At 69.1% G+C, this 20,213-nt stretch carries 19 protein-coding genes; 6 read left to right on the top strand and 13 right to left on the bottom strand.

Translation table 11 applies throughout. From position 1 onward, the window contains the following. Positions 1 to 49: 49 nt before the first annotated feature. Positions 50 to 1,423 (bottom strand): sensor histidine kinase, encoded by a 1,374-nt coding sequence (locus tag AC3A5Z_RS07135; RefSeq protein WP_487518690.1) that lies wholly within the window; start codon positions 1,421 to 1,423, stop codon positions 50 to 52. Further along, positions 1,420 to 2,094, bottom strand: a complete 675-nt coding sequence (locus AC3A5Z_RS07130) for a response regulator (RefSeq protein WP_487518689.1) — start codon at positions 2,092 to 2,094, stop codon at positions 1,420 to 1,422. The genes AC3A5Z_RS07135 and AC3A5Z_RS07130 overlap by 4 nt, the downstream gene beginning before the upstream one ends. A gap of 221 nt (positions 2,095 to 2,315) precedes the next feature. On the opposite strand from AC3A5Z_RS07130, the gene AC3A5Z_RS07125 reads away from it, so the two are divergent. Further along, positions 2,316 to 3,755 carry a Do family serine endopeptidase gene (locus AC3A5Z_RS07125; RefSeq protein ID WP_487518688.1) on the top strand — a complete coding sequence of 480 codons (1,440 nt, stop codon included), beginning with the start codon at positions 2,316 to 2,318 and terminating at the stop codon, positions 3,753 to 3,755. 175 nt (positions 3,756 to 3,930) lie between these two features. On the opposite strand, the gene AC3A5Z_RS07120 is transcribed toward AC3A5Z_RS07125, so the two are convergent. From AC3A5Z_RS07120 to AC3A5Z_RS07100, 5 genes are read right to left on the bottom strand one after another with little or no spacing between them, the layout of a single operon-like run. Next, a complete protein-coding gene (locus AC3A5Z_RS07120) occupies positions 3,931 to 4,533 on the bottom strand; it encodes a DUF6134 family protein (RefSeq protein WP_487518687.1) in 603 nt (200 codons plus the stop codon). A 23-nt stretch (positions 4,534 to 4,556) separates the two neighbouring features. After that, positions 4,557 to 5,417: a TauD/TfdA family dioxygenase gene (locus AC3A5Z_RS07115; protein ID WP_487518686.1), complete on the bottom strand. Its 861-nt coding sequence runs from the start codon at positions 5,415 to 5,417 to the stop codon at positions 4,557 to 4,559. Between the two features lie 9 nt (positions 5,418 to 5,426). Continuing rightward, complete coding sequence (locus AC3A5Z_RS07110; RefSeq protein ID WP_487518685.1) at positions 5,427 to 6,212, bottom strand: SDR family NAD(P)-dependent oxidoreductase; 786 nt, start codon at positions 6,210 to 6,212, stop codon at positions 5,427 to 5,429. Further along, positions 6,209 to 7,588 (bottom strand): AMP-binding protein, encoded by a 1,380-nt coding sequence (locus AC3A5Z_RS07105; protein ID WP_487518684.1) that lies wholly within the window; start codon positions 7,586 to 7,588, stop codon positions 6,209 to 6,211. The genes AC3A5Z_RS07110 and AC3A5Z_RS07105 overlap by 4 nt, the downstream gene beginning before the upstream one ends. Then, positions 7,579 to 8,172: a thermostable hemolysin gene (locus tag AC3A5Z_RS07100; RefSeq protein WP_487518683.1), complete on the bottom strand. Its 594-nt coding sequence runs from the start codon at positions 8,170 to 8,172 to the stop codon at positions 7,579 to 7,581. Before AC3A5Z_RS07100 ends, AC3A5Z_RS07105 begins: the two co-directional genes overlap by 10 nt. Positions 8,173 to 8,737: 565 nt before the next feature. On the opposite strand from AC3A5Z_RS07100, the gene AC3A5Z_RS07095 reads away from it, so the two are divergent. The 3 genes from AC3A5Z_RS07095 (at position 8,738) to AC3A5Z_RS07085 (ending at position 11,455) form a co-directional block, all read left to right on the top strand. Beyond that, entirely contained in the window at positions 8,738 to 9,634 is an 897-nt protein-coding gene (locus AC3A5Z_RS07095) for a PhnA-like protein (protein WP_487518682.1), read from the top strand. Positions 9,635 to 9,906: 272 nt separating this feature from the next. After that, on the top strand, positions 9,907 to 11,070 hold the full coding sequence (locus tag AC3A5Z_RS07090; protein ID WP_487518681.1) for an HPP family protein: 1,164 nt from the start codon (positions 9,907 to 9,909) through the stop codon (positions 11,068 to 11,070). 82 nt (positions 11,071 to 11,152) lie between these two features. Further along, on the top strand, positions 11,153 to 11,455 hold the full coding sequence (locus AC3A5Z_RS07085; RefSeq protein WP_487518680.1) for a PRC-barrel domain-containing protein: 303 nt from the start codon (positions 11,153 to 11,155) through the stop codon (positions 11,453 to 11,455). Positions 11,456 to 11,545: 90 nt separating this feature from the next. On the opposite strand, the gene AC3A5Z_RS07080 is transcribed toward AC3A5Z_RS07085, so the two are convergent. Then, a complete protein-coding gene (locus tag AC3A5Z_RS07080) occupies positions 11,546 to 12,733 on the bottom strand; it encodes an MBL fold metallo-hydrolase (protein ID WP_487518679.1) in 1,188 nt (395 codons plus the stop codon). A 395-nt stretch (positions 12,734 to 13,128) separates the two neighbouring features. Between AC3A5Z_RS07080 and AC3A5Z_RS07075 the strand changes: the two genes are divergently transcribed. Next, positions 13,129 to 14,124, top strand: a complete 996-nt coding sequence (locus tag AC3A5Z_RS07075) for a sensor histidine kinase (RefSeq protein ID WP_487518678.1) — start codon at positions 13,129 to 13,131, stop codon at positions 14,122 to 14,124. 78 nt (positions 14,125 to 14,202) lie between these two features. Here AC3A5Z_RS07075 and AC3A5Z_RS07070 read toward each other — a convergent pair whose 3' ends face one another. Next, complete coding sequence (locus tag AC3A5Z_RS07070) at positions 14,203 to 14,373, bottom strand: helix-turn-helix domain-containing protein (RefSeq protein WP_487518677.1); 171 nt, start codon at positions 14,371 to 14,373, stop codon at positions 14,203 to 14,205. 608 nt (positions 14,374 to 14,981) lie between these two features. Here AC3A5Z_RS07070 and AC3A5Z_RS07065 point away from each other — a divergent pair. Next, complete coding sequence (locus AC3A5Z_RS07065; protein WP_487518676.1) at positions 14,982 to 15,986, top strand: SDR family oxidoreductase; 1,005 nt, start codon at positions 14,982 to 14,984, stop codon at positions 15,984 to 15,986. Positions 15,987 to 16,219: 233 nt separating this feature from the next. Here the strand turns inward: AC3A5Z_RS07065 and AC3A5Z_RS07060 are convergent, their stop codons facing one another. From AC3A5Z_RS07060 to AC3A5Z_RS07045, 4 genes are all read right to left on the bottom strand, one after another. After that, on the bottom strand, positions 16,220 to 16,810 hold the full coding sequence (locus AC3A5Z_RS07060; RefSeq protein ID WP_487518675.1) for a DUF2087 domain-containing protein: 591 nt from the start codon (positions 16,808 to 16,810) through the stop codon (positions 16,220 to 16,222). Between the two features lie 304 nt (positions 16,811 to 17,114). Continuing rightward, complete coding sequence (locus AC3A5Z_RS07055; protein ID WP_487518674.1) at positions 17,115 to 17,597, bottom strand: SpoIIAA family protein; 483 nt, start codon at positions 17,595 to 17,597, stop codon at positions 17,115 to 17,117. 412 nt (positions 17,598 to 18,009) lie between these two features. Further along, positions 18,010 to 18,327, bottom strand: a complete 318-nt coding sequence (locus AC3A5Z_RS07050; protein ID WP_487518673.1) for an SH3 domain-containing protein — start codon at positions 18,325 to 18,327, stop codon at positions 18,010 to 18,012. A gap of 362 nt (positions 18,328 to 18,689) precedes the next feature. Then, the gene (locus AC3A5Z_RS07045; protein ID WP_487518672.1) at positions 18,690 to 20,204 is read right to left on the bottom strand and encodes an ATP-binding cassette domain-containing protein; all 1,515 of its coding nucleotides are present in this window, start codon (positions 20,202 to 20,204) and stop codon (positions 18,690 to 18,692) included. Between the last annotated feature and the right edge of the window lie 9 nt (positions 20,205 to 20,213).

Below are 20,213 nucleotides of genomic sequence, written 5' to 3'. Positions count from 1 at the left end.
GCGCGGCCCATGCGTCCGGCGTCCCAGAGCACTGCGCCCGCCCCAGCGATCAGGCCAGTGGCAGGCGGATCCGGACGGTCAGGCCGGGACCCGCGTCCGCCAGTTCCACCGAACCGCCGTGCAGGCGGACGATGGCGAGGGCGAGGCTCAGGCCGAGGCCGCTGCCCTCGCCGCTGCGGCTGCGCTCCAGCCGGTAGAAGCGGCGGAACACGGCCTCCCGCTCGGCCTCCGGTATCCCGGGGCCATTGTCGGTCACCGACAGCAGCGCCTCGGTCGGCAGGCGCTCCAGCGTCACGCTTATGTCGGCGGGGGCCGGGCAATGACGGAAGGCATTTTCGACCAGATTGGTGATCGCCTGCCCCAGGAGATCGCGGTCGCCCGACACCGTCAGCGGCGGGGCGCTGCACCTCAGCCGGTGGCCCAGATCCTCGGCCACGGGTTCGAGCATCTCGTGCAGGTCGCTCAAGAGGGCGCCGAGGTCCAGGGGCGTGAAGCGGGGCCGGGCATTGCCGCCCTCGAGCTGGGCGATGCGCAGGATGGCGTCGAAGATGCGCACCACCCGGTCGCTCTGCTCCATCGCCGCGGCAACCTCCGCCGCCGCATCGGGGGGCAGGTCGCTGCGCAGGGTCAGTGGTTCCAGCCGGGTGCGCAGCCGGGTGACGGGGGTGCGCAGATCATGCGCCACGTCGGAGGACACCTGCCGCAGGCTTTCCACCGTCTGCTCCAACTGGTCGAGCGTCGCGTTTACCGCGCGCGAGATCCGTCCGATGTCGTCGCCGCCCCCCTCGGCGGCGCGCTGCGCCAGATCGCCCACCGCCGCCCGGTCCAGCACCTCGCTCAGCCGTGCGATCCGCCGCTCCGCCCGCCAGGCCAGCACCCCGGCCACCGCGACCGCCAGCGCGATGGCGAGGCCGAGGCCGAGCCCCAGCGTCTGCAGCACGATGCCCTGCACCTCGTCCAGCGCCGATGTCTGCCGCGCCGCCATGATCCAGCCTGCCGGCAGCTTCACCCCATAGGCCGAGAAGCCGAGGCCCGACGGCGCGTCCTGCCCCGGCAGGATCATGTCGCGGCCCGAGACGAGATCCCGCGGGCCGGTGAAGGGTTGGCGCACGCTGAAATTGCCGAAGACGATGCGGCCCGAGTTGTCGATGAAGAGATAGAGGTTGGCAAAATCGCGCGTGGTGGCGATGTTGGTGGCGATCTGGGCGTGCAGGTCGATCAGCCCCGCCACCTGATAGGTCGCCCCGAGAGACTCCGCCATCTGCTGGGCATCCGCCCGGAGCCGCTGCTGCAAGGCGTTGGTCAGCAGCGAGAACGAGACGACGCCCGCCAGCAAGGTCGCACTCACGAAGATCAGCGCCAGCCGCGCCGCCAGCCGCAACGACGACGACCGCAACAGCCTTGTGAGGGGCGCGTCGGTCATGCCTTCAGCATGTAGCCCGCGCCGCGCACCGTGTGCAGCAGCGGCTTGTCGAAGGGCCGGTCGATCTTGGCGCGCAATCGGCTGATATGGGTCTCCACCACGCTGGTGTTGGGATCGAAGTGGAAATCCCAGACAGCCTCCAGCAGCATGGTGCGGGTCTGCACCCGACCCGCGCTGCGCATCAGATGCTCCAGCAGCCGGAACTCGCGCGGCTGCAGGTCGATCTCGGTCTCGCCGCGGGTGACCGAGCGACGCACGAGGTCCATCGACAGGTCGGCGACGCGCAACTGGTCGCGTGCGCCCTCCACCATCACAGGGCGGCGGGCCAGCGCACCGAGCCGGGCCGAGAGTTCGGAGAAGGCGAAAGGCTTCACCAGATAGTCGTCCGCCCCGGCCTGCAGCCCCTCGACCCGGTCGTTCACCCCGCCCATTGCCGTCAGGAACAGGATCGGCACCTTTACCTGCGCCGAGCGCAGCGCCTTGACCAGCGACAGTCCGTCGAGCCCCGGCATCATCCGGTCGATCACCATCATGTCGTAGGGCTGCATCGTTGCCCGCACCAGCGCGTCGCGGCCATCGGGAACGTGATCGACGCTGTAGCCCTCGGCCGTCAGCCCCTGCCGCAGGAACTCCGCGGTCTGGGGATCGTCTTCGGCAAGGAGGATCTTCATGTCAGCTTCCATCATGGCCACAGGTCTGCCAGCACCGTCTTGCCGCCACCTGTCCGCTTTCTCACTGATCGGTAAGGTAGCGCCTCTGCCCGCCTGCCGCATCCCCCGATCACGAGGCCGCGAGGTTACGGAATCGTAAGGCGGCGGTAAACGGCACCACAGGCAACCGCCCCATGTTCACTGCCAAGGCCCGAGCGGCCATCACTGGCAGGAGACCACAGATGTTGCACCCCGTTTTCCGTTCCCCGTTGAAAGCCGCGCTGCTGGCCAGCGCCATCGCCACCGCCGGGATCACCTCGGCAGCCCCGGTTCTCGCCGCCCCCTTCGAAGGCTATGCCGATCTGGTCGAGCAGGTCTCGCCCGCGGTCGTGTTCATCGAGGTGACCGCCAAGTCGTCGAGGCCCGCCGGCCCCGCCGCCGGATCGCAGATGGAAGAGTTCCTGCGCCGCTTCGGCGAGGCGAATCCGCAGTTCCGCATGCCCGAGGCGCCGCAGAACGAGGGCGTGATGCGCGGGCTCGGCTCGGGCTTCCTGATCTCGAAGGACGGGGTGATCGTGACCAACAACCACGTCGTCGCCGATGCCACCTCGATGAAGGTAAAGCTTCAGGACGGACGCGAATATACCGCGGAACTGGTCGGCACCGATCCGATGACCGATATCGCCGTGATCCGGCTGAAGGATGCCAAGGATCTTCCCTTTGTGGAACTCGACGCCGCAAACGACCTGAGGGTCGGCGATGCGGTCGTGGCGGTGGGCAACCCCTTCGGTCTGGGGGGCACCGTGACCTCCGGCATCGTCTCGGCGGTCGGGCGCAACATCAACTCCGGCCCCTATGACGACTACATCCAGACCGATGCCGCCATCAACCGCGGCAACTCCGGCGGCCCGCTGTTCGACACCGAAGGCGCCGTGGTCGGCATGAACACCGCGATCTTCAGCCCCTCCGGCGGCTCGGTCGGCATCGGCTTCTCGATCCCGGCCTCGACGATCAAGACCGTCGTCGCCCAGTTGCAGGAGAAGGGCAGCGTCTCGCGCGGCTGGCTCGGCGTGGAGATCCAGACGATGACACCGGATCTGGCGCAGGCGCTTGGCCTCGACACGCCGGAAGGCGCGCTGGTGGCGGCGGTCCAGCCGGACGGCCCGGCCTCGTCCTCTGACCTCAGGAGCGGCGACGTGATCACCGCGGTCAACGGCACCCGGGTCACCGACAGGAACGGCCTGCCCCTGCTGATCGCCGCGCTCCCGGCGGGCGACACGGCAGAACTCGCCGTGCTGCGCGACGGGTTGGAGCGGACGATCGAGGTGAAGATCGGCGAGCTCTCGCCCGAGAAGCTGCAGACCGCTGCGGCGAGCGACAGTGCCGACACCTCCTCGGCGCCGCTCGGCGTGACGGTGGAGCCGCTGGTGCCGGAACTGGCGCAACAGCTTGGCGTCTCGCCCGAGACCCGGGGCGTGATGATCAGCGCGGTCGCCCCCGACAGCCCCAACGCCGATCGTCTGACCGCGGGCGACGTCATCGAGGAGGTTGCGGGCGAGCCGGTCACCTCGCCGCAGGCGCTGGCCACGGCGATCCGCGAAGCGAAGGGCGACATGGTCCTGCTGAAACTGAACCGTCAGGGCTCTGCGCTCTTCATCGGCGCGGAACTCTCGACCTCCTGACCTCCGGGCCAGGACGACTTGCGGGCGCATCCTCTGGATGCGCCCGTTTTCCTTTCATGCGACCAGTGCTGGCCGCATCGAAAGCGTTTTTCAAAAGCCGGGGGTCAGCACCCCACGCAGCGCAGCCATCCCCGAAGACGTCCTGCCGGGGCCTCCCCTCCCCGGCAGTCCCCCCTCAGCGCAGCGTGTAGTCGATGCGTGAGCCGTCCTCGGCGGTGAAAGCCACATGCACCAGCCGGCTGTCGGCATCGAACCACAGATCGCGCTCCAGTTCGCCGCCGACCCGGTAGTGCGTGGCGGGCACCGTGCCGCTGGCCGTCGTCACCGTCTCGGTGCCGAGGCTCTGCACCGTCACCGCCATCGTCTTGCCGTCGATCGTGTTCACGAGCTTCGACGCCTTGACGATATCCGCATTCCAGAGGCTCGCGGGCAGCACCGCGCTCGGGCCGAGCCGGATCGCCTGATCCTTGCCGTTGTCGTTGGTCGCCGATTGCAGCGCCACCAGCCTGTTGCCTTGCCAGGTCTCGCGGCTGCTCTGGCGGAACACATAGGCGTTCATGCCGAGGATCGGCACCTTCACCTTCACGTCGGTCTCCAGCGAGACGGCCACCGCCTCGCCCTTCTGCTCGAAACGGATCACCTGATCGCCGATATCCTTGCCCTTGCGGATCACGTCGAAGGTCAACCGCCCGCTGGCCGGAACGCTGTCGGGCGCCCCGGCAAGGGCGCCGCCCGCCAGCGAGACGGCAAGCGCGGCGAGAAGGCTGGTGCGGATCATGGTCTTGCTCCTTTTGCGAGGGCTCACAGCGAGCCCATCCCGATGAACAGCTTGCGGTCGGCGTCGGCGATGGCGCGGCGGCCATGCATGACGCGGGTGTTGTCGAGGATGGCGATGTCGCCGTCCTGCCAGTTGATCTCGACGGTCTGCGCCTCGGCCAGATCGCGCAATGCCTCGATCTCCTCCGCCGTGACCGCGCTGCCATCTGCCAGCGTGTAGCGCGGAGGCTCGTAATTGTGCGACGGGCCCAGCACCGCATTGGCAAAGCCGGTCGTCCCGCTGAAGCTGGAAGGGCGCACCGGCGACACCGTCAGCCGGTAGGTCAGAGACCCGTCGTCATGCAGGTCGAACGACTGGCCCGGCACCGCCTGCTGGAACTGCAGCACATGCTCCATCGTCACCTCCTCCGGCTCCGAGATCGCCGGATGCTCGTTGGCGAGATAGCGTTTCCACAGCAGTTCCGGCAGGCGCCGCTCCACCGTCATCGGCTGCGACCAGCGCGCCTTCAGCGGGTCGTCGAAGCTGTCGAACAGCCGCACCCCGTCGCAGATCGTGGTCTGCGACCCCTCGAAGGCGGCGCGCTGCGAGTAGAAGGCGACGATATCGGGGCAGCGCGGGGTGTTGCCGTTCTCGACATGCAGCCCGATGGAGCCAAGCCCCGCATCGACCATCTGGGTCTTGTCGGTGGAATGGACGCGCGCCGGATCGAAGGTCACGGTCCGGCAGAGCCTGCCGACCAGATCGGCGAAGCCCTGCATATCGGGGGCAAAGCCGCGCAGCAGCGTCCAGCCATCGCGGTCGAGATCGGCGCGGATCGAGGTGTCGAGGGCGGCGTCTTCAAGGGCGCCCGCGAAGGCGTCGCGGCGCAGGATGTTGTAGGTCATTGTCTTTCCTCAGGTTTGGATGTCGGTTTGCGCGGCCTTCACCACCAGCGGATCGCCCGCCAGCCTGGAAAGCGCCTTGTCGATCAGCGACGGGGCCACCCGTTGCAGCAGCACGAAGACCCGCTCGCGGGTCGGCGGATATTGCTCGCGCCTGCGCGCCGCGATGGCGAGCCAGGCATGGCGGGCGACGGCCTCGGGCGTGTCCATGGCCATGTCCATCGGCGCGACCAACCGGGCAAAGCGATGCGCGGCCTCGGTCCGCGTCGCGCGCGGGGCAAGGTAGGTCACGGCGATGCCCTGCCCGCCGACCTCGCGGCGCAGCGCGTCGGAAAATCCGCGCAGCGCGAATTTCGTCGCCGAGTAGGCGGCGAAGTAGGGATAGGCGATGTCGCCGAAGACCGAGCCCACGTTGACCACCTGCCCCTCCGGCGCGAGAAGCGGCAGCAGGTCGCGGGTCAGCGCCATCGGGGCCGCGACATTGGTCGCCAGCATCCGCTCCAGCGCCGCATCCTCCAGCGTGGCGACCGGCCCGACCTCCAGCACGCCCGCGTTGTTGATGAGAATGTCGAGCCGCTCCGGCACCGCGGCGCGGATGGCATGCCGCCCCTCCGGCGTGGTCACATCGGCCTGCACGCAGATCGCGTCGGTCGCGGCCAGCCCGTGCCGCGTCATTGTCAGCGCGTCGAGCCGACGCCCGACAAGGATCAGCCTATGGCCGCGCTGGTCGGCTTCATGCGCGAGCGCCCGGCCGATGCCCGAACCTGCACCGGTAATGAGAACAGTCTTGCGGCTCATGCGCTTTTCCTTTCGGGAAGGGGCGGGGTCAGCGGCACCCACCCGCTGCGATCGGCGGCGAGGGTCGCCGCCAGACGACGGTCAGCCGTGCCGGAGGAACGGATCAGCCCGGGGCTGCGCGGGTCCGCGATCAGCAGATGGCTGGGGCGGGCATAGCCGGGCAGCGCGGCGAGCCTCTCCGCCAGCGCCGCCAGATCGGGCGCACGGGCCGGGGCGAGAAGCAGCACCAGCGCCTCCTCCACCGGCACCAGCGCGGCGGCGATCACTGCCGGATCGGCGAGCGCCTCCGCCTCCACCCATTCCGGCGCGATGTTGCGCCCGGCCGAGGTGACGATCGTCGCGTCGCGCCGACCTTCGACAAACAGCAGCCCGCCCTCGATCCGCCCCAGATCGCCGGTGTGCCAGTCGCCCGTCAGCGGCGGCTGGTTCAGATAACCCTGCATCACCGTGGGCCCTGCGACGACGATCTCGCCCTCCTCGATCCGCAGCCTCAGCCCGTCGAGCGGCTGGCCCACGCTGCCCGGACGGTCGTCGCCGATCCGCGACAGCGCAACCACCGAACAGGCCTCCGACAGCCCGTAGCCTTGATGCGCGGGAATGCCCAAGGCCCGCGCCTCGGCCAGCAGCGCGGGCGCCACCGGCGCCCCGCCGACCGCGACATAGCGCAGACTTTCCGGCGCGCGCTGGCCCGAAGCCCTCAGCGCCGCGACCCAGAGCGCGAGCTGCCGCGGCGCAAGCACGGTGGTCGTGGGCTGGATCGCCGCCATGCCCGCGATGAAGGGTTCCACCGGGCCGCCAAACAGCGTGGCAACACCGGCGGGCAGGATGGTCGTCTCGGCGCCGCCGAGGATCGGCAGGAAGATGCCGCAGATCTGCTCCAGAAGCTGCGCCGAAGGCAGCACCGAGGCGTAACGATCGCTCACCTGAGGCGAGATCGCCGCGGCGAGCCCGGTGATCGAGGCGGTCAGCTGCCGGTCGCCGAGGATCACGCCCTTCGGCCGCCCCGTCGTGCCGGAGGTGTAAATCACCCGTTCGGCCCCGCCAGCGTAGCGACCATGGCTGCCGCCCTCGGGCAGTGCAGAAACTTCGGTTGCGCCGGCATCCTGCAGCAGATGCGCGATCTGGCTGTCGGAGAAGAACTCCGGCACCGGCACGATGCGCCGCCCGGCCAGCGTCGCCGCCAGATCGGCGATGACATAGTCGAGCCCGCGAAACCGCAGCGCCACGGTGTGCGGCCCGGCGGCAAAGCCTGCGGCGGCGCCTGTCACCGCCTCGGCCAGCGCCCGCCAGGTAAGGCTGCGGTCGGCCTCGCGGAAGGCCACGGCCTCGGGCCGCTCGGCGGCTTGGCGATGCAGGGCGTCGAAGATCAGGTGCATGGAGAGGCTCCGAAGGTGGTCCGGACACGTCCGGGGGGAAGGAAGGTCAGCGGCACCGCATCGCGGTCGGGCATGGCGCAGACCCAGGGCTCACTGGCGTAGTAGCTGCCCCAGCGCGCAGGATCGGCGACGCGCTCGGGCCGCGCCGGGGCCAGCCGCTCCATCGGCGAGCCGGTGCGGGCCAGCATCGCGACAAGACGGCCGGTGGCGGTGAACACGCCCCAGCTCTTGCCGCGCCGCCGCCCCTCTGCGGTGACCGCCTCGATCAGCGGCATCGTCGCCACCGGACGCGACGCTGCCAGTGAGACCACCTCGATGATCTCGTCCGCCGTGACCGGACCGCGGCCGAGACCGGAAAGCACCCGCTCCACCGGCGCATCGAGATAGACCTGCGAGAAGAACCCGTCCTCGGCGCAGCGCATCCCGGCTGCGGCGATGATCTGGCCGTCTGCCCCGGTGACCACGGCCAGATCCAGCCGCTCCACCGTGATGCGGGCACCGTGGCCTTGGGCGAAGGTAGTGGCGATGAAGGCTGCCGCCTCGTCCCAGCGCCGCATGCCGGGGACCACGAAATCGACCTTCATCGCGGCGTCCGCCCATCCGGCACACCCGCGCCGCCCGCCCGAGCCGTCTGTCTTCTGCCTGCCTGCATCATGCCACCCGCCAGTTTCTTGAGGCCACTCAACCCGGGGAAGCTTGCACCAAGCTGACACCGGGCGAGAAAAGCCGCACGGAGCCGTGAGAATTCGATGTTTTTCCGAGACGGGCTGGCAACGGCCTTCGGGTGGCCGAAGGTCGCCGCGAACAGAGACATCAGCATCCGCTCGTTGCCCCGGCGACACGCCGCAGAGCCCAGAACAACCGCGGCGGGAACACCGGAGGGACTTCTAGGTTCAGTTCACGGCTTTGCGAGGATCAGGGCGGGCATTCGCCCGAACTGCCTTGCTTGGCCAAGGAAGTCGGGCGGCGCTCACCTGCCGATGCCTGCCGCGAAACCGTTTCGGACAATGCGCAGCCGCGCCGATGTCGAAATCGAAGACGACCGCGACGAGACTGCTCGTCCCGCTCGCTGAACTGGACAGCGGCCTCTCCGCGGGCCGCCTCCCCGACCCGGCACCATGGTGGGCCGGGCAAGAATGAGGTTCCGACATGACCGACACCACACTTACCCCCGAGGGCCGTCACCCCACCGCGACCGAGGATGCCCACACCATCATGATCAACCGCGTGTCCTGGGGCGCGATCTTTGCCGGCGTTGTCGTGGCCCTGGTGGTGCAGGTCCTGCTCACCATGCTGGGCGCGGGCATCGGCGCAGCCACGCTCGATCCCGGGACCGCCGACAACCCGCAGGTTTCGACCTTCTCGATCGCCTCGGGCATCTGGTACGCGGTCTCCGGCATCCTTGCCGCCTTCGCCGGCGGCTACATCGCCGCGCGGATGTCGGGCAAGACGGTCGCCACCACCGGCGCCCTGCACGGGCTGACGACTTGGGCCGTGACCACGCTTCTGGTGCTCTATCTCGTCTCCACCTCTGTCGGCAGCATTGTCGGCGGCACCTTCCGCGGCATCGCCGGAGCCGTGGGCGGCATCGGCCAGGCCGCGACCCAGGTCGCCGCGCCCATGCTGCAGGACGCAAATCCGCTGGAAGCGCTGGAGCGTGGCGTGCAGGCGACGGGGACCGACCCGGAAGCGCTGAACGCCGCTGCCGTGAACGCCATGCGCCGCGTCGTCATGGCCGAAGAGGCCGACGCCGCTACCGCGCGGCAGGAGGCGGCTCAGGCGCTGTCGCAAGCCCGCGGCATCCCGCTGCCGGAGGCCGAACAGCAGGTGGCTTCTATGGAGCAGCAATATCGCGAGACCGTCGATCAGGCGCAACAGACCGCCACGGAAGCCGCGGACACTGCGGCGTCCGCCGTGGCGACCGGCGCGCTGGCGGCCTTCGTGGTCCTGCTCCTCGGCGGCATCGCGGGCTGGCTGGGCGGCCGGTCCGGTGTCGTCCACCCGGTGTCCGCCGACCGCTGGCTGCCGAGCCGCCAGCGCCCTTGAGCGGCTTCCAGGGCCCGTGCCCTGGTCGTGATTGACCTTGCCCCTCAGGCACTCGCTGCCTGAGGGGCTTGGGCTTCTGAGCTGTCAGCTTGCAGCATCGGCGCTGCCCGGGGCATGACCTCCCAGGAAGGTTGCAGACCCGGTAGATGGTGGCGGCACCTCGCCTCCCCTTCGCTTCCCGGCAGACGTCAAATCCTCCCACCCCACCCGCAAGCCCTGCTGCGTGAACTTGCCTTGCACAGCGGCGGGTTTGCAGGGACAAAGCCTCCAGGATGACTGCAAGATATTCCCTGGGGCGCTGGATCGCCCGCGCCTTCGGCCCGGCCATTGCCCCCACCCCGCTGCGGGAGGCCACGCGGGCCGGCCTCGGCGCATTGCTTGCCTTGGCAGCCCTCGGCACCTTCGTGCTCGGCCCCGAGAGCAGCCGGCAGCTCGGGCTCTACCTGATCGCCCCCTTCGGCGCGACGGCGGTGCTGCTCTTTGCCGTTCCCAACAGCCCTCTGGCACAGCCCTGGTCCGCCATCGTCGGCAACACCGTGGCGGCGACCGTCGGCGTTGCCGTCTGCCTCGTCCTCGACGATCCGGTGCTCCGCGTCGCCCTGACGGTCGGGCTGGCCATCGCCGCGATGGGGCTGGCGCGGGCGATGCATCCGCCCGGCGGGGCCATCGCCATGACCGCCGCCCTCAGCCCGCTCGAGATCCGCGAGCTCGGCTTCAGCTTCGTCCTCGCCCCCGTCGCCCTTGGCACCGTCGTCCTCGTCCTCGTTGCCATCGCCTATGCGCGGGCCACCGGGCGCCACTACCCGCTCCGCCAGTTCGAGGAGCCAAAGCCGACAGGAACGACCGGGCCCGCCCTTTCAGAACGCCTCGGCCTGAGCGAGGCGGAGTTGAGCGACATCCTGCAGCGCTACAGGCAGTCGCTGAACCTCGGTGTCGAGGATCTCGCCCGGCTGATCGGCGCCGCCGAACTGCAGGCCGCGAGCCACCGGATCGGGCCGCTGACTGCAGGCGATATCATGTCGCGCGATCTCGTCACAGTTGCGCCCGACGCCCCGCTGACGACGGTGGCGGAGCTCTTCCGCCGTCACGGCTTCACCTCGCTGCCTGTGGTGAGGGATGACGGCGCCTATCTGGGGGTGATCTTCCAGATCCACCTCATCCGCCTCGGTCGCGACGATGCGGCCCGGCGGAAGAGCAGCTTCGCATCGGCGATGGCGCGGCTTCTCGACCTGCGCCGCGGCCCCCCTGCCCGCGCCGCCGACATCATGAGCGCCACGACCCCGCGCGCAGAGCCCGCCACCCCGGTCGGCACGCTGCTTCCCCTGCTGTCCGAGGGGGATGGCGATGCCATCCCGGTCCTAACGGACGACCGCCTCGTCGGCATCGTCACGAGGACCGACCTGATCGCCGCATTGGCGCGGGAAAGCCTGAGGTAGCCCCGGCCGACAGGACGCCGGAACGGATGACCGGGCGAGCCGTTGTCCAGATGCCGCCTCAGCGGCGGCTATGGAGGATATCATGGACCATTCGAAGCACACGCCCCTCGCCGCGACCGAACTCGACGGCGCGACCCTGTCGGGCGCCACGATCTACGACAGCAGCGACAGCAGCATCGGCACCGTCTCGCATCTGCATGGCAGCGGAACGATGGCGGAGGTGATCATCGACGTCGGCGGCTTCCTCGGCATGGGTGCCAAGCCGGTCGCGCTTCCGGTATCGCAGTTGAACTTCATGCGCGACGAGGACGGCGTCGTCCACGGCGTCTCGCCGATGAGCAAGGACCAGCTCAAGGAGCTTCCGGCGCACCATCACCACGGCTGACGCCGCCCCTGCCCGCAGCGCCCATCCGGCGGCTGCGGGCGGGACTTCTGGCTGGCTGGGCAGCCGGGCAAGGCCTTTTCCGAAGGCGCGTCACCGATGCCCGGAGGCGCCTTCCGAGCGGGGCACCGCCACCTCATCGAATTCCACAGCAAGCCGATGCAGCGCCGCCGTCATGCCGCGACCACGGGCAGGCCTGCCGTGGCCACTCAGCAGGATGTCGGGCGCAAGCCCAGAAAGCGTGCGGACCGAGGCACCTGCCGCGTGCCAGTCGGGGGTGAAATAGGCCGGCGGCCCATGCATCTCGGCGCGCTGGATCGCGACCGAATAGGCCGACTCCTGCCTCGTGGTGATCACCGCGTCGCCGGAGAGGAGACAACGGTCGGCGTCGCGCCAGAACGAGACATGCCCGGGGCTGTGCCCCGGCGTGTGCAGCCAGCGCCAGCCCGCCGCACCCGGCACCGTGCCATCGCTCGGCAGAGGTTGCAGACGGTCACCGACATCGACCGGCGCAGTGGGATAGAGCGGCGCCAGCGCCGCCATGAGACCGCCGCCGACCGACGGATCGCCCGGCGGATAGGACCGCGTTCCGTTCAGATAGGGCAGCTCCAGCGGATGCGCATAGACCGGGGCATCCCACCTCTGCGCCAGTTCCTCGAGCGCGCCGACATGATCGAAATGGCCGTGGGTCATCAGGATGGCCGCGGGTCTCGCGCCCGGCCCGAAATGCTCCGCCGCGGCTTCCATGATCCGCTCCGCCGTACCGCGCAGGCCCGCGTCCACCAGAACCCAGCGCCGGTCTCCTGCGCCCTCCGGACCGATGAAGCCCACATTCACGATGCCGAGCCGCAGATAGGACACGCCCGGCGCTACAGGCTGCGCCCGATCCGCACCCCGCGGGCGGATGACCGCAGCCGAGGGCAGCGGGATCTGCCGCATCGGTCGCTCCGCCGCCGGCGCCCGCGTCAGGGCCGCGGCTGCCAGGGAAAACGCGCCGTAGCCGGCGAGCGACAGGCGCACCTCGGGCGGGGCCCGCAGCGTCAGCCCTGCCACCAGGAAGCCCAGCCCCTGCGCCGCATCGAGCGCACGGTGCTGATCGAGGCTCAACGCCCCCTCGCTCTCGGCGCTGTAGCGCGTCGCAAGGCTGTAGGCCGCCACCCCCGCACCGGCAGCGAACAGCGGCCCGCGCAGCTCGCGGGGCCAGTTCCGGAGTGTCGGACCAAGGGCCAGCCCGGCGACGGAGAGGCCATCGAGCAGGGCGTGGAGGCGGGGAGAGATCATGACGGGGTTCCGATCTGGAAGCTTCGAGGGCGCGAGGTCGTTGCCCAGCCAACAGGGACTGCACCCGAATGTTCCTGTTGCCTCGGGCAGGCGAAGCCAGCACGGAGCGGTCACGCCGGCGTCAGAAGCTCCGTCACAGGCTTGAACACCTTCCGGACCGGGCTCTTGCCTATCGTGGCACGCAAGCGAGCCACCTCGGCGGCCTGCCCGACAGACGCCCTCTTCCCCAGCAAAACCCCAGCCCCGGGCCTGCTCTGCGCACCCCGGCCGCGCCTCGGCGCCTCGCCCGGAAGGCGCGAATGCTTGCCCATACCGGCCAAAAAGCGTTTACTTTCCGTTCCGACCTGTCACAGGGTCTTTCTTCCCGATGATTGCTGACCAGCGAGGTGACACCCGTGGCGACTCCAGACCAGCCCGGCGGGGGTTACGACTCCCTGCGCAAGGCCATCGACGCGGCGGGCATTTCGATCTGGGAATGGAACGTGGACAGCGGCGCCTTCCACATGGACCCGCAGGGCTATGACCTCTGGCGCCTTCCGACGACGGAGGTTCTCACCTTCGAAGTGCTGAGCGACAGGATCCATCCTGCGGACCGCGATCGGGTGCGCGCCGCCTTCAACGCCACCCGCAGCATCGTCGGCCCGTTCGAGATAGATTTCCGCACCCTGATCGATGGCGACATCCGCTGGATCTCGGCACGCGGCCGCGGCAATGACGAGGATATCTCGCGCCAGATGATGACCGGCGTCTTCCTCAACGTGACCGGCCGGAAACAGGCCGAGGAAAGCAACGAGCTTCTCGCGGGAGAGATGAGCCACCGGGTCAAGAACCTGCTCGCCGTGGCCTCCGGGCTGGCGCAGATCACCTCGCGCTCCTCCTCCTCGGTCGAGGACATGGCCAAGCAGCTCTCGCACCGGCTGATCGCGCTCGGCCGCGCGCAGGATCTCGCGCGCCCCATTCCCGGCAGTCAGAAGGATGCAGCGCTTCTGGGCGATATCTTCTCGGTCCTGCTCGCGCCCTACGATGACCGCAGCGCCTTCGACGGCCGCATCCGCATCGCGGTGCCCAAGCTCGGCGTGGGCGAGGCCGCAGCCTCTGCGCTGGCGCTGATCGTGCATGAGCTTGCGACCAATTCGATCAAATACGGGGCCCTGTCGGTCGCCGAAGGGATGCTCGACGTGTCGGGCGATCTGGAGGGCGACAAGGTGCGGATCGTCTGGACCGAGTTCGGCGGGCCGGAGGTGGCACCGCCGGACAACCACCTCGGCTACGGCACCAGGCTGGTTGCGCACACCATCGAGGACATGCTCAGCGGAACGATCTCCTACGACTGGTCGCGCGGCGGCGCCCTTGTCACCATAGAGGTGGATAGCGAGCTGCTGACGCATTGACGCGCGACGCTCGAGAGTGGCCTCCCGGCATCCGCTCCGTGCGGCTTTGCGCGGCAAGAATCCTCCCCTGCGCCCTCCTCACCCCTCGCGCCGCTGCGCGGCGAAGGCGCCGGGCGGCAGGCCGACACTGCGGGCGAAGGCGACGCTGAAGGCGCTGGCGGAGCCGTAGCCGACCCGGCGGGCGACCTCCTCGGTGCTGCCCTCGCGGCGCAGCAGCAGGGTCTTCGCCAGAGCCATGCGGTCAGACATTCCACCGGCGCCAGACCGGCCCCCGCCCCGAAAGCGGTCGAAGAAGCGCGGGCGACAGTCCCGCCTCCCGCGCAAGCCGCGGCGGGCACGACATGACGCCGGAGAACGCGGCCCGCTTCCCGTGCTTCGACGTCGATTTCGCCCGCCTGACAACACGCAGCCTCGTCGTCTGCGGCGCCGAGGACGATCCGCATTTCACGCCGCGCGGGCCGGAATGGCACGCCGACGCCGATCACGACGGCCCCGGTTCCGCCGCGCTGCGCGGACCCGCCGCGGCGCTTGGGACGGTGGAGCTGCAGGCGGAGGAGGGCGAGGCAGCCGGGCGCAGAGCGGGCGACGGGTGCCGACCGCTCGGGGCGGTCGCCTGCGGGAACAAAGCCCGCCAGCAGCGGTTGCGGACCCCGAGTGCCGGTGGCGCTTGGGCAGTGACGAAGACGGGCGGCGGAAAACTCCTCCCTCGCCCGACCACCGCCCACGAGCGACACTTCCCGCAATCGGACCGGCTGACGCGCCGATCCGCTTCAACCGGCTTTCCGAGGCCACCCTGCCGGACCTCCTCCGGCCCCGGCTGCAAAGGCCGGTCCCCTCGCCCACACGAAGGATACCCGATGACCGATGACACTCCGCAGAACCCCGACCGCCGCAAGATCATGGGAGGTATCGCCGGTGGCGCGACCGCTCTCGGCTTCGCCGGTGCCGCCCGCGCGCAGGAAACCACTGCCGCCCCCGAGGCCGCGCCCCTGACCCGGATGCGCGACCCGCAGACCGCCTATCCGCAACCGCCTTTCGAGGAGCAGCAGCAGGACTGGCCGGGCCTCACCAGCGAGATGACTCCGGTGCCCGATCACGGTGAGGAAAGCTATCGCGGCTCCAACCGCCTGTCCGGGCGCCGCGCGCTGATCACCGGCGGCGACAGCGGCATCGGCGGCGCCGTGGCCATCGCCTTCGCCCGCGAAGGGGCGGATGTGGCGATCAACTACCTGCCCGCCGAAGAAAAGGACGCGCAGGAGGTCGTGGCCCTGATCGAGGAAGCCGGTCGCCGCGCCGTGGCGATCCCCGGCGACATCACCGACCGCGCCTTCTGCGAGCAGCTGGTGCAGCAGGCCGTGGAAGGGCTCGGCGGCCTGGACATCCTGGTGAACAACGCCGGTTTCCAGCAATCCGCCGCATCGATCGAGGAGATCTCGGACGAGACCTTCGACCAGACGATGAAGACCAACGTCTACGCGCCGTTCCGCATCACCAAGGCGGCGCTCTCGCACCTCGAAGCCGGGGCCTCGATCATCATCACCGCCTCGGTCGTGGCCGAGAAGCCGCCGGAGAACCTGTTCGACTACGCCCAGACCAAGGCGGCCAATGTGATCTATGCCCAGATCCTCGCCAAGCAGCTCGCCTCGCGCGGCATCCGCGTCAACGCCGTCGCCCCGGGTCCGTTCTGGACGCCGCTGCAGGTAGTGGGCGGCCAGCCGACCGAGGATATCCCGCAGTTCGGTTCGACCACCGCCATCGGCCGCCCCGGCCAGCCGGTGGAAATCGCGCCGCTCTACGTCCTCTTGGCAAGCGGAGAGTCCAGCTACTCGACCGGCCAGCTGTTCGAAGCGACCGGCGGCTGAGACACGGGGCCTGCAGCTGCGGCCAGCGCCGCCGGCTGAAGGCCCTTACCCCGGCAGGCGTCCCCGCGTGGGGGGCCTGCCGGACGCTTTTTCCGGGTCTTCTGCGCACGGATCCCGCGGTTGCAGGCGTCAACATCCCCTGTGGTTTCATGGAGACGCTGCCGCACGGGGCGAACAGCGGCAGAGACCGCGACCGCTGCCGTCCTCCTCAACGCGAGCACGGCGGCCCCCGCTCAGGCCATCGTCTCCCGCTCCTGCATCCGCGCATTCTCTCCAAGGCGCGCGTGCCGCCGGATCAGCGCCAGAGCCTCAGGCGGCGGGGCACGCTCGATCCGCCGATAGTCGGTGCCGTCGACAGCCCGCCGGAACAGCCCCATGTCGACCAGATCGCGGCGCAGCAGCGCCGGATCGCCGAAGAGATGCAGCGCATTGAGATGCCCATTCACCATGCGCTCGGTCATCGACACGCCCGAGGGCATCCCCGACCACAGCACCCAGAGACAGAGTTCCTGCAGGGCACGCCGCGAAGGCCAGCGCGCCAGCTGCCCGGTCTCCGCAAAGAGCCGCATCGCCCGCTCCACGCGCCTCAGGTCAATTGCCTCTGCCGCAGGGGGCCGTGGCGCCGCCATCTCCGGCTCAAGGAACAGCGCCGTCAGCGCACCGGCGCGCAGGTGCTGGAAGTTGCGATAGCCCGCAGCGCGCGCCAGCATGTTCATCAGCGCCAGATGCGAGGGCGGCCCCTCGGCGGCACGGAGCCGAGTGGCAAGGGCACGGGAAAAGGCGGAAAGATCCGCTATGGAAAGCGGAACGGGGTCTCTGGGCATCGGTCGATCCTCAGGCGCGTCTCGAGATCGTCGGTCGCTGGCTTACGACGGGCGCCGGGAAAAACCGGGGACTGTCATCATGCTTGTGGCAGGTCTAGCTTCCCCTGAGGGACAGCGACGCCTCGGTGAACTGCCGACCGTGCGGGCCAGATAGCACGAATCGCGCCCCCGCTCAAGCCTAGGGCCCTCTCGCGACCGGAGGCCGCAGCGGCCGACCGAGGACTCGCGGTGTTTCAAGCGAGCGGGATGGGACCGAGGGCGCAGGCTCTTTTGCCCGCGTCTGGCCAAGTGGTCGGCCGGCCCGTCATCGCCCAGCCCAGGCCTCACGCCACCCGACACTCCCGGCACGCTCGCCCACCCAGCTCTTGGCTTCCGGCAGCTGACGCATGCGGAAGGTCCGCGCATCCACAGGCATGACCCAGTCGCTGACGTCGATCATGGCCTTCGCCCAGACCGGAGGCTCGACCACCGCATATCTGCGGACCTTGCCCAGCGACAAGACACCGGCCTTCAAGGCCTTCAGATCCACCGCCGCGGCAGGCGTCAGCCCGGTGAACTGCGGCAGAAGCACGAGCATGTCGATTTCATCATACCGCTCGAAGGCGGCAAGCACCGTCGCCGCCATCTCCCGGATCTCCCGCCGTCCCACATGCCCGCCAAGCTCAAACGCCAACACGGATCGCTCGCCGGTATGCAGATGATCGAGCCAACCCTCCGCCCTCCGGCTGCGCGCCAGCCACAGGAGCAGGGCGGCGCCCGCCGCGGTGCCGAAGACTTTCAGAGCCATATTGTTACGCATCGTGTCTCCCAGGGTCGGAACCGCCCAGCGGCGTAATGAACTCGCTCGCTTCAGGAGGTGAAGCCCGCCTGCTTCCGGCGCTGAGGAAGACGCCCCTTGCCTTGCCACTCTCACCGTTCCTGATGCAGCCTTGACCGCGCGCCCTTGCGAGCTCTCACAACGTAGCTAGCGCGGTGACGTCCACCGCCCAGTTGGATGCGATACGCCGCGTCGGCGCCCGCAGCGGCCGTGCAAGGCTGACGCCCTGCTTTATCATTCAGACCAAGCTTCTCAAGACATCAGCGAGCAGTTCCAACGCCTGCTTCGCGACACTGGCCGTCCAGGTAGCCCGACTTTCTTCTTCCTTTGCACCACAGGTCAGATCGAAACAAAGACGATAGTTGCGCGTCAAACAGGCTATTCAACGCTCCCCCCGGGACATCTTCCGCAGGTAGGCGCTCGAGACGAACCCCTTGAGCGCGCGCGCCTGCTTGAGGGAGACCCGGCACCAACTGGTGTTGCCCGACCGCTCGCAGCTTTGCACCCGCAGAACCGTCCCGTTCGGAAAGCCCGCCACGATCCCGTAGTTGACGCCGGGCCCTGTGCGCATTTTCAGCAAGTCCTCGGCCTCGACGCCTGCGACCTCGTAGTCGCCTCTCGCCTGGGCATGCGCGGGAGCCGCGCCGAGAACGGCCCCAAGAGCCGCTGCGGCCAGCAGGTTGAAGTTGACGTTGTGCATCGGCGATCCAGCCCCATGAAGTTCTGCCTCGCCTTGCTTCTAAAGGGCAGCCTGCCTGCTGCGCAACCGAGAGCCGCAACGTGAGACCCGGAACCCGCTCATCCCCTCACGGGCCTCTGTTCCCTAGCCTAGGGCGTTGCGCGGCGGCTTGGCTTCATCGTGCCCCACAAGACGATATTGGGTGCGTAACCTGCCCCACTGGGCTGACCTGCGGAGCGTCAAATGGCGCCGCCGCGAGACCCGGCGACAGATCAAGCACATCCGCCAGAAAGTATCCCTGGCCAGACGCATGAGCATGGACCGCCCGGCCAGCTGCCTTGCTCGACAAGGCGCCTCGGACGACGGGTTTCTCCCGACGGCTCTCAATCCCGCATCAGCTTCCTGAAAACCGGGTCGGGGTCATCGACCTCGATCAGCCTCTTGTCGTCGATCACCCAGATGCGCGTAGCCACAGCCCTGACGAAGGCGCGGTCGTGGCTGACCAGCAGGCTGGCAGCACCCCGGTTGATCAACTCGCCCTCCAACATGTCCTGCCCCTCGATGTCGAGATGGTTCGTCGGTTCGTCCAGCAGATAAAAGTTCGGCTGCGCCAGACGCAGCATCAACAGCGCCAGCCGCGCCCGCTGGCCGCCCGAGAGACGTGAGACAGGGGCCGCCTGAGAATCGATCGCAATGCCTGCTCCTGCGAGAAACGAGCGTGCCTGCTGGTCGGTCACACCACCCGTCTGCTTGACCGCCTCCCAAGGCGTCGGAAAGGCGTCGAGTTGCGACAATGCCTGATTGGAATAGCCGACCCGCAGGCTCGCGGCGCGCCGGATCTCCGGGTCCGCCCCGGAAAGCGCTGCTCGCAGCCGGTCCACCAGAGTGGTCTTGCCGGTGCCGTTCGCGCCCAGAAGCGCGACCCTGTCACCCCTTTCGATCCAGAGCTTGCCGGTGCGGAACAGGCGTCGCCCGTCCGGCGCAGCAATGACAGTTTCCCGGATCGTCACCAGAGCCTGTGCGTGAGTGCCGCTATTGCTCAGCCGGATCGTTCCGGCCGACGCCTCGTTGTGCCCGGGCCGCGCCCTCTCCTCCAGCCTGTCTGCGCGGTCGGACAATTGCTTGGTCTTGACCACAAGCAGATCGGAGCCGGAGTTGATGCCGATATTCTTCAGCTTGGCCGCCTGCTGCCGCAGGCTGCGAACCCTGCGCATGTCATTCTCGAACTGCCGCTCCCGTGCGGCGTCACGCTCCCTGAGGGCGTCGATGGCGCGTGCATATGGCAGCGCGAAATCCGCGCTCTCCTCGGTGCGCAGGAACAGGGTTCGCGTGCAGACATCATCGAGAAAGGCGCGATCATGGCTTGCCGCCACGACGGCGCAATCGCGCGGCAGGGCGCCGAGAAACCTCTGCAGCACGCCGATCCGCCCGAGGTCGAGATGATTGGTCGGCTCGTCGAGCAGGAGCAGATCTGGCTCCACGACCGCGGCCCGCGCCAGCAGCATCGTCCGCTGCCAGCCGCCGGAAAGGTCGCGCACAGCGCGGCTGCGCAGCCCCTCTTCCACGGCGAGATCGTCGAGCAGGACATCGACACGCCAGCCCTCGGTTTCTGCGGTCTCGGCATCCAGGGCGTCGCGCACGGCGTCATGGAGGGTCAGAGGCAGCAGACGGGCGGGTGGATCCTGCGGCGCGATGGCGGCGACAAGGCCACGCGCGCGGATCACGCTGCCGCTCGTGGGCTCTTCCCCACCCGAAAGGACACGGAGCAGCGAGGATTTGCCGCGCCCGTTCGCGGCGACCAAGCCAAGGCGGTCGCCCTTGGCGATGGCGATGTCGAGCCCGGCGAACAGGGCCACACCACGGTTCAGCGACAGGTCTTTGAGGGCGATCAGGGACATGAGGATCTC

It is taken from the genome of Cereibacter sp. Soil_C_27, assembly GCF_057657095.1.
This window is presented reverse-complemented; position numbering and strand designations above follow the sequence as displayed.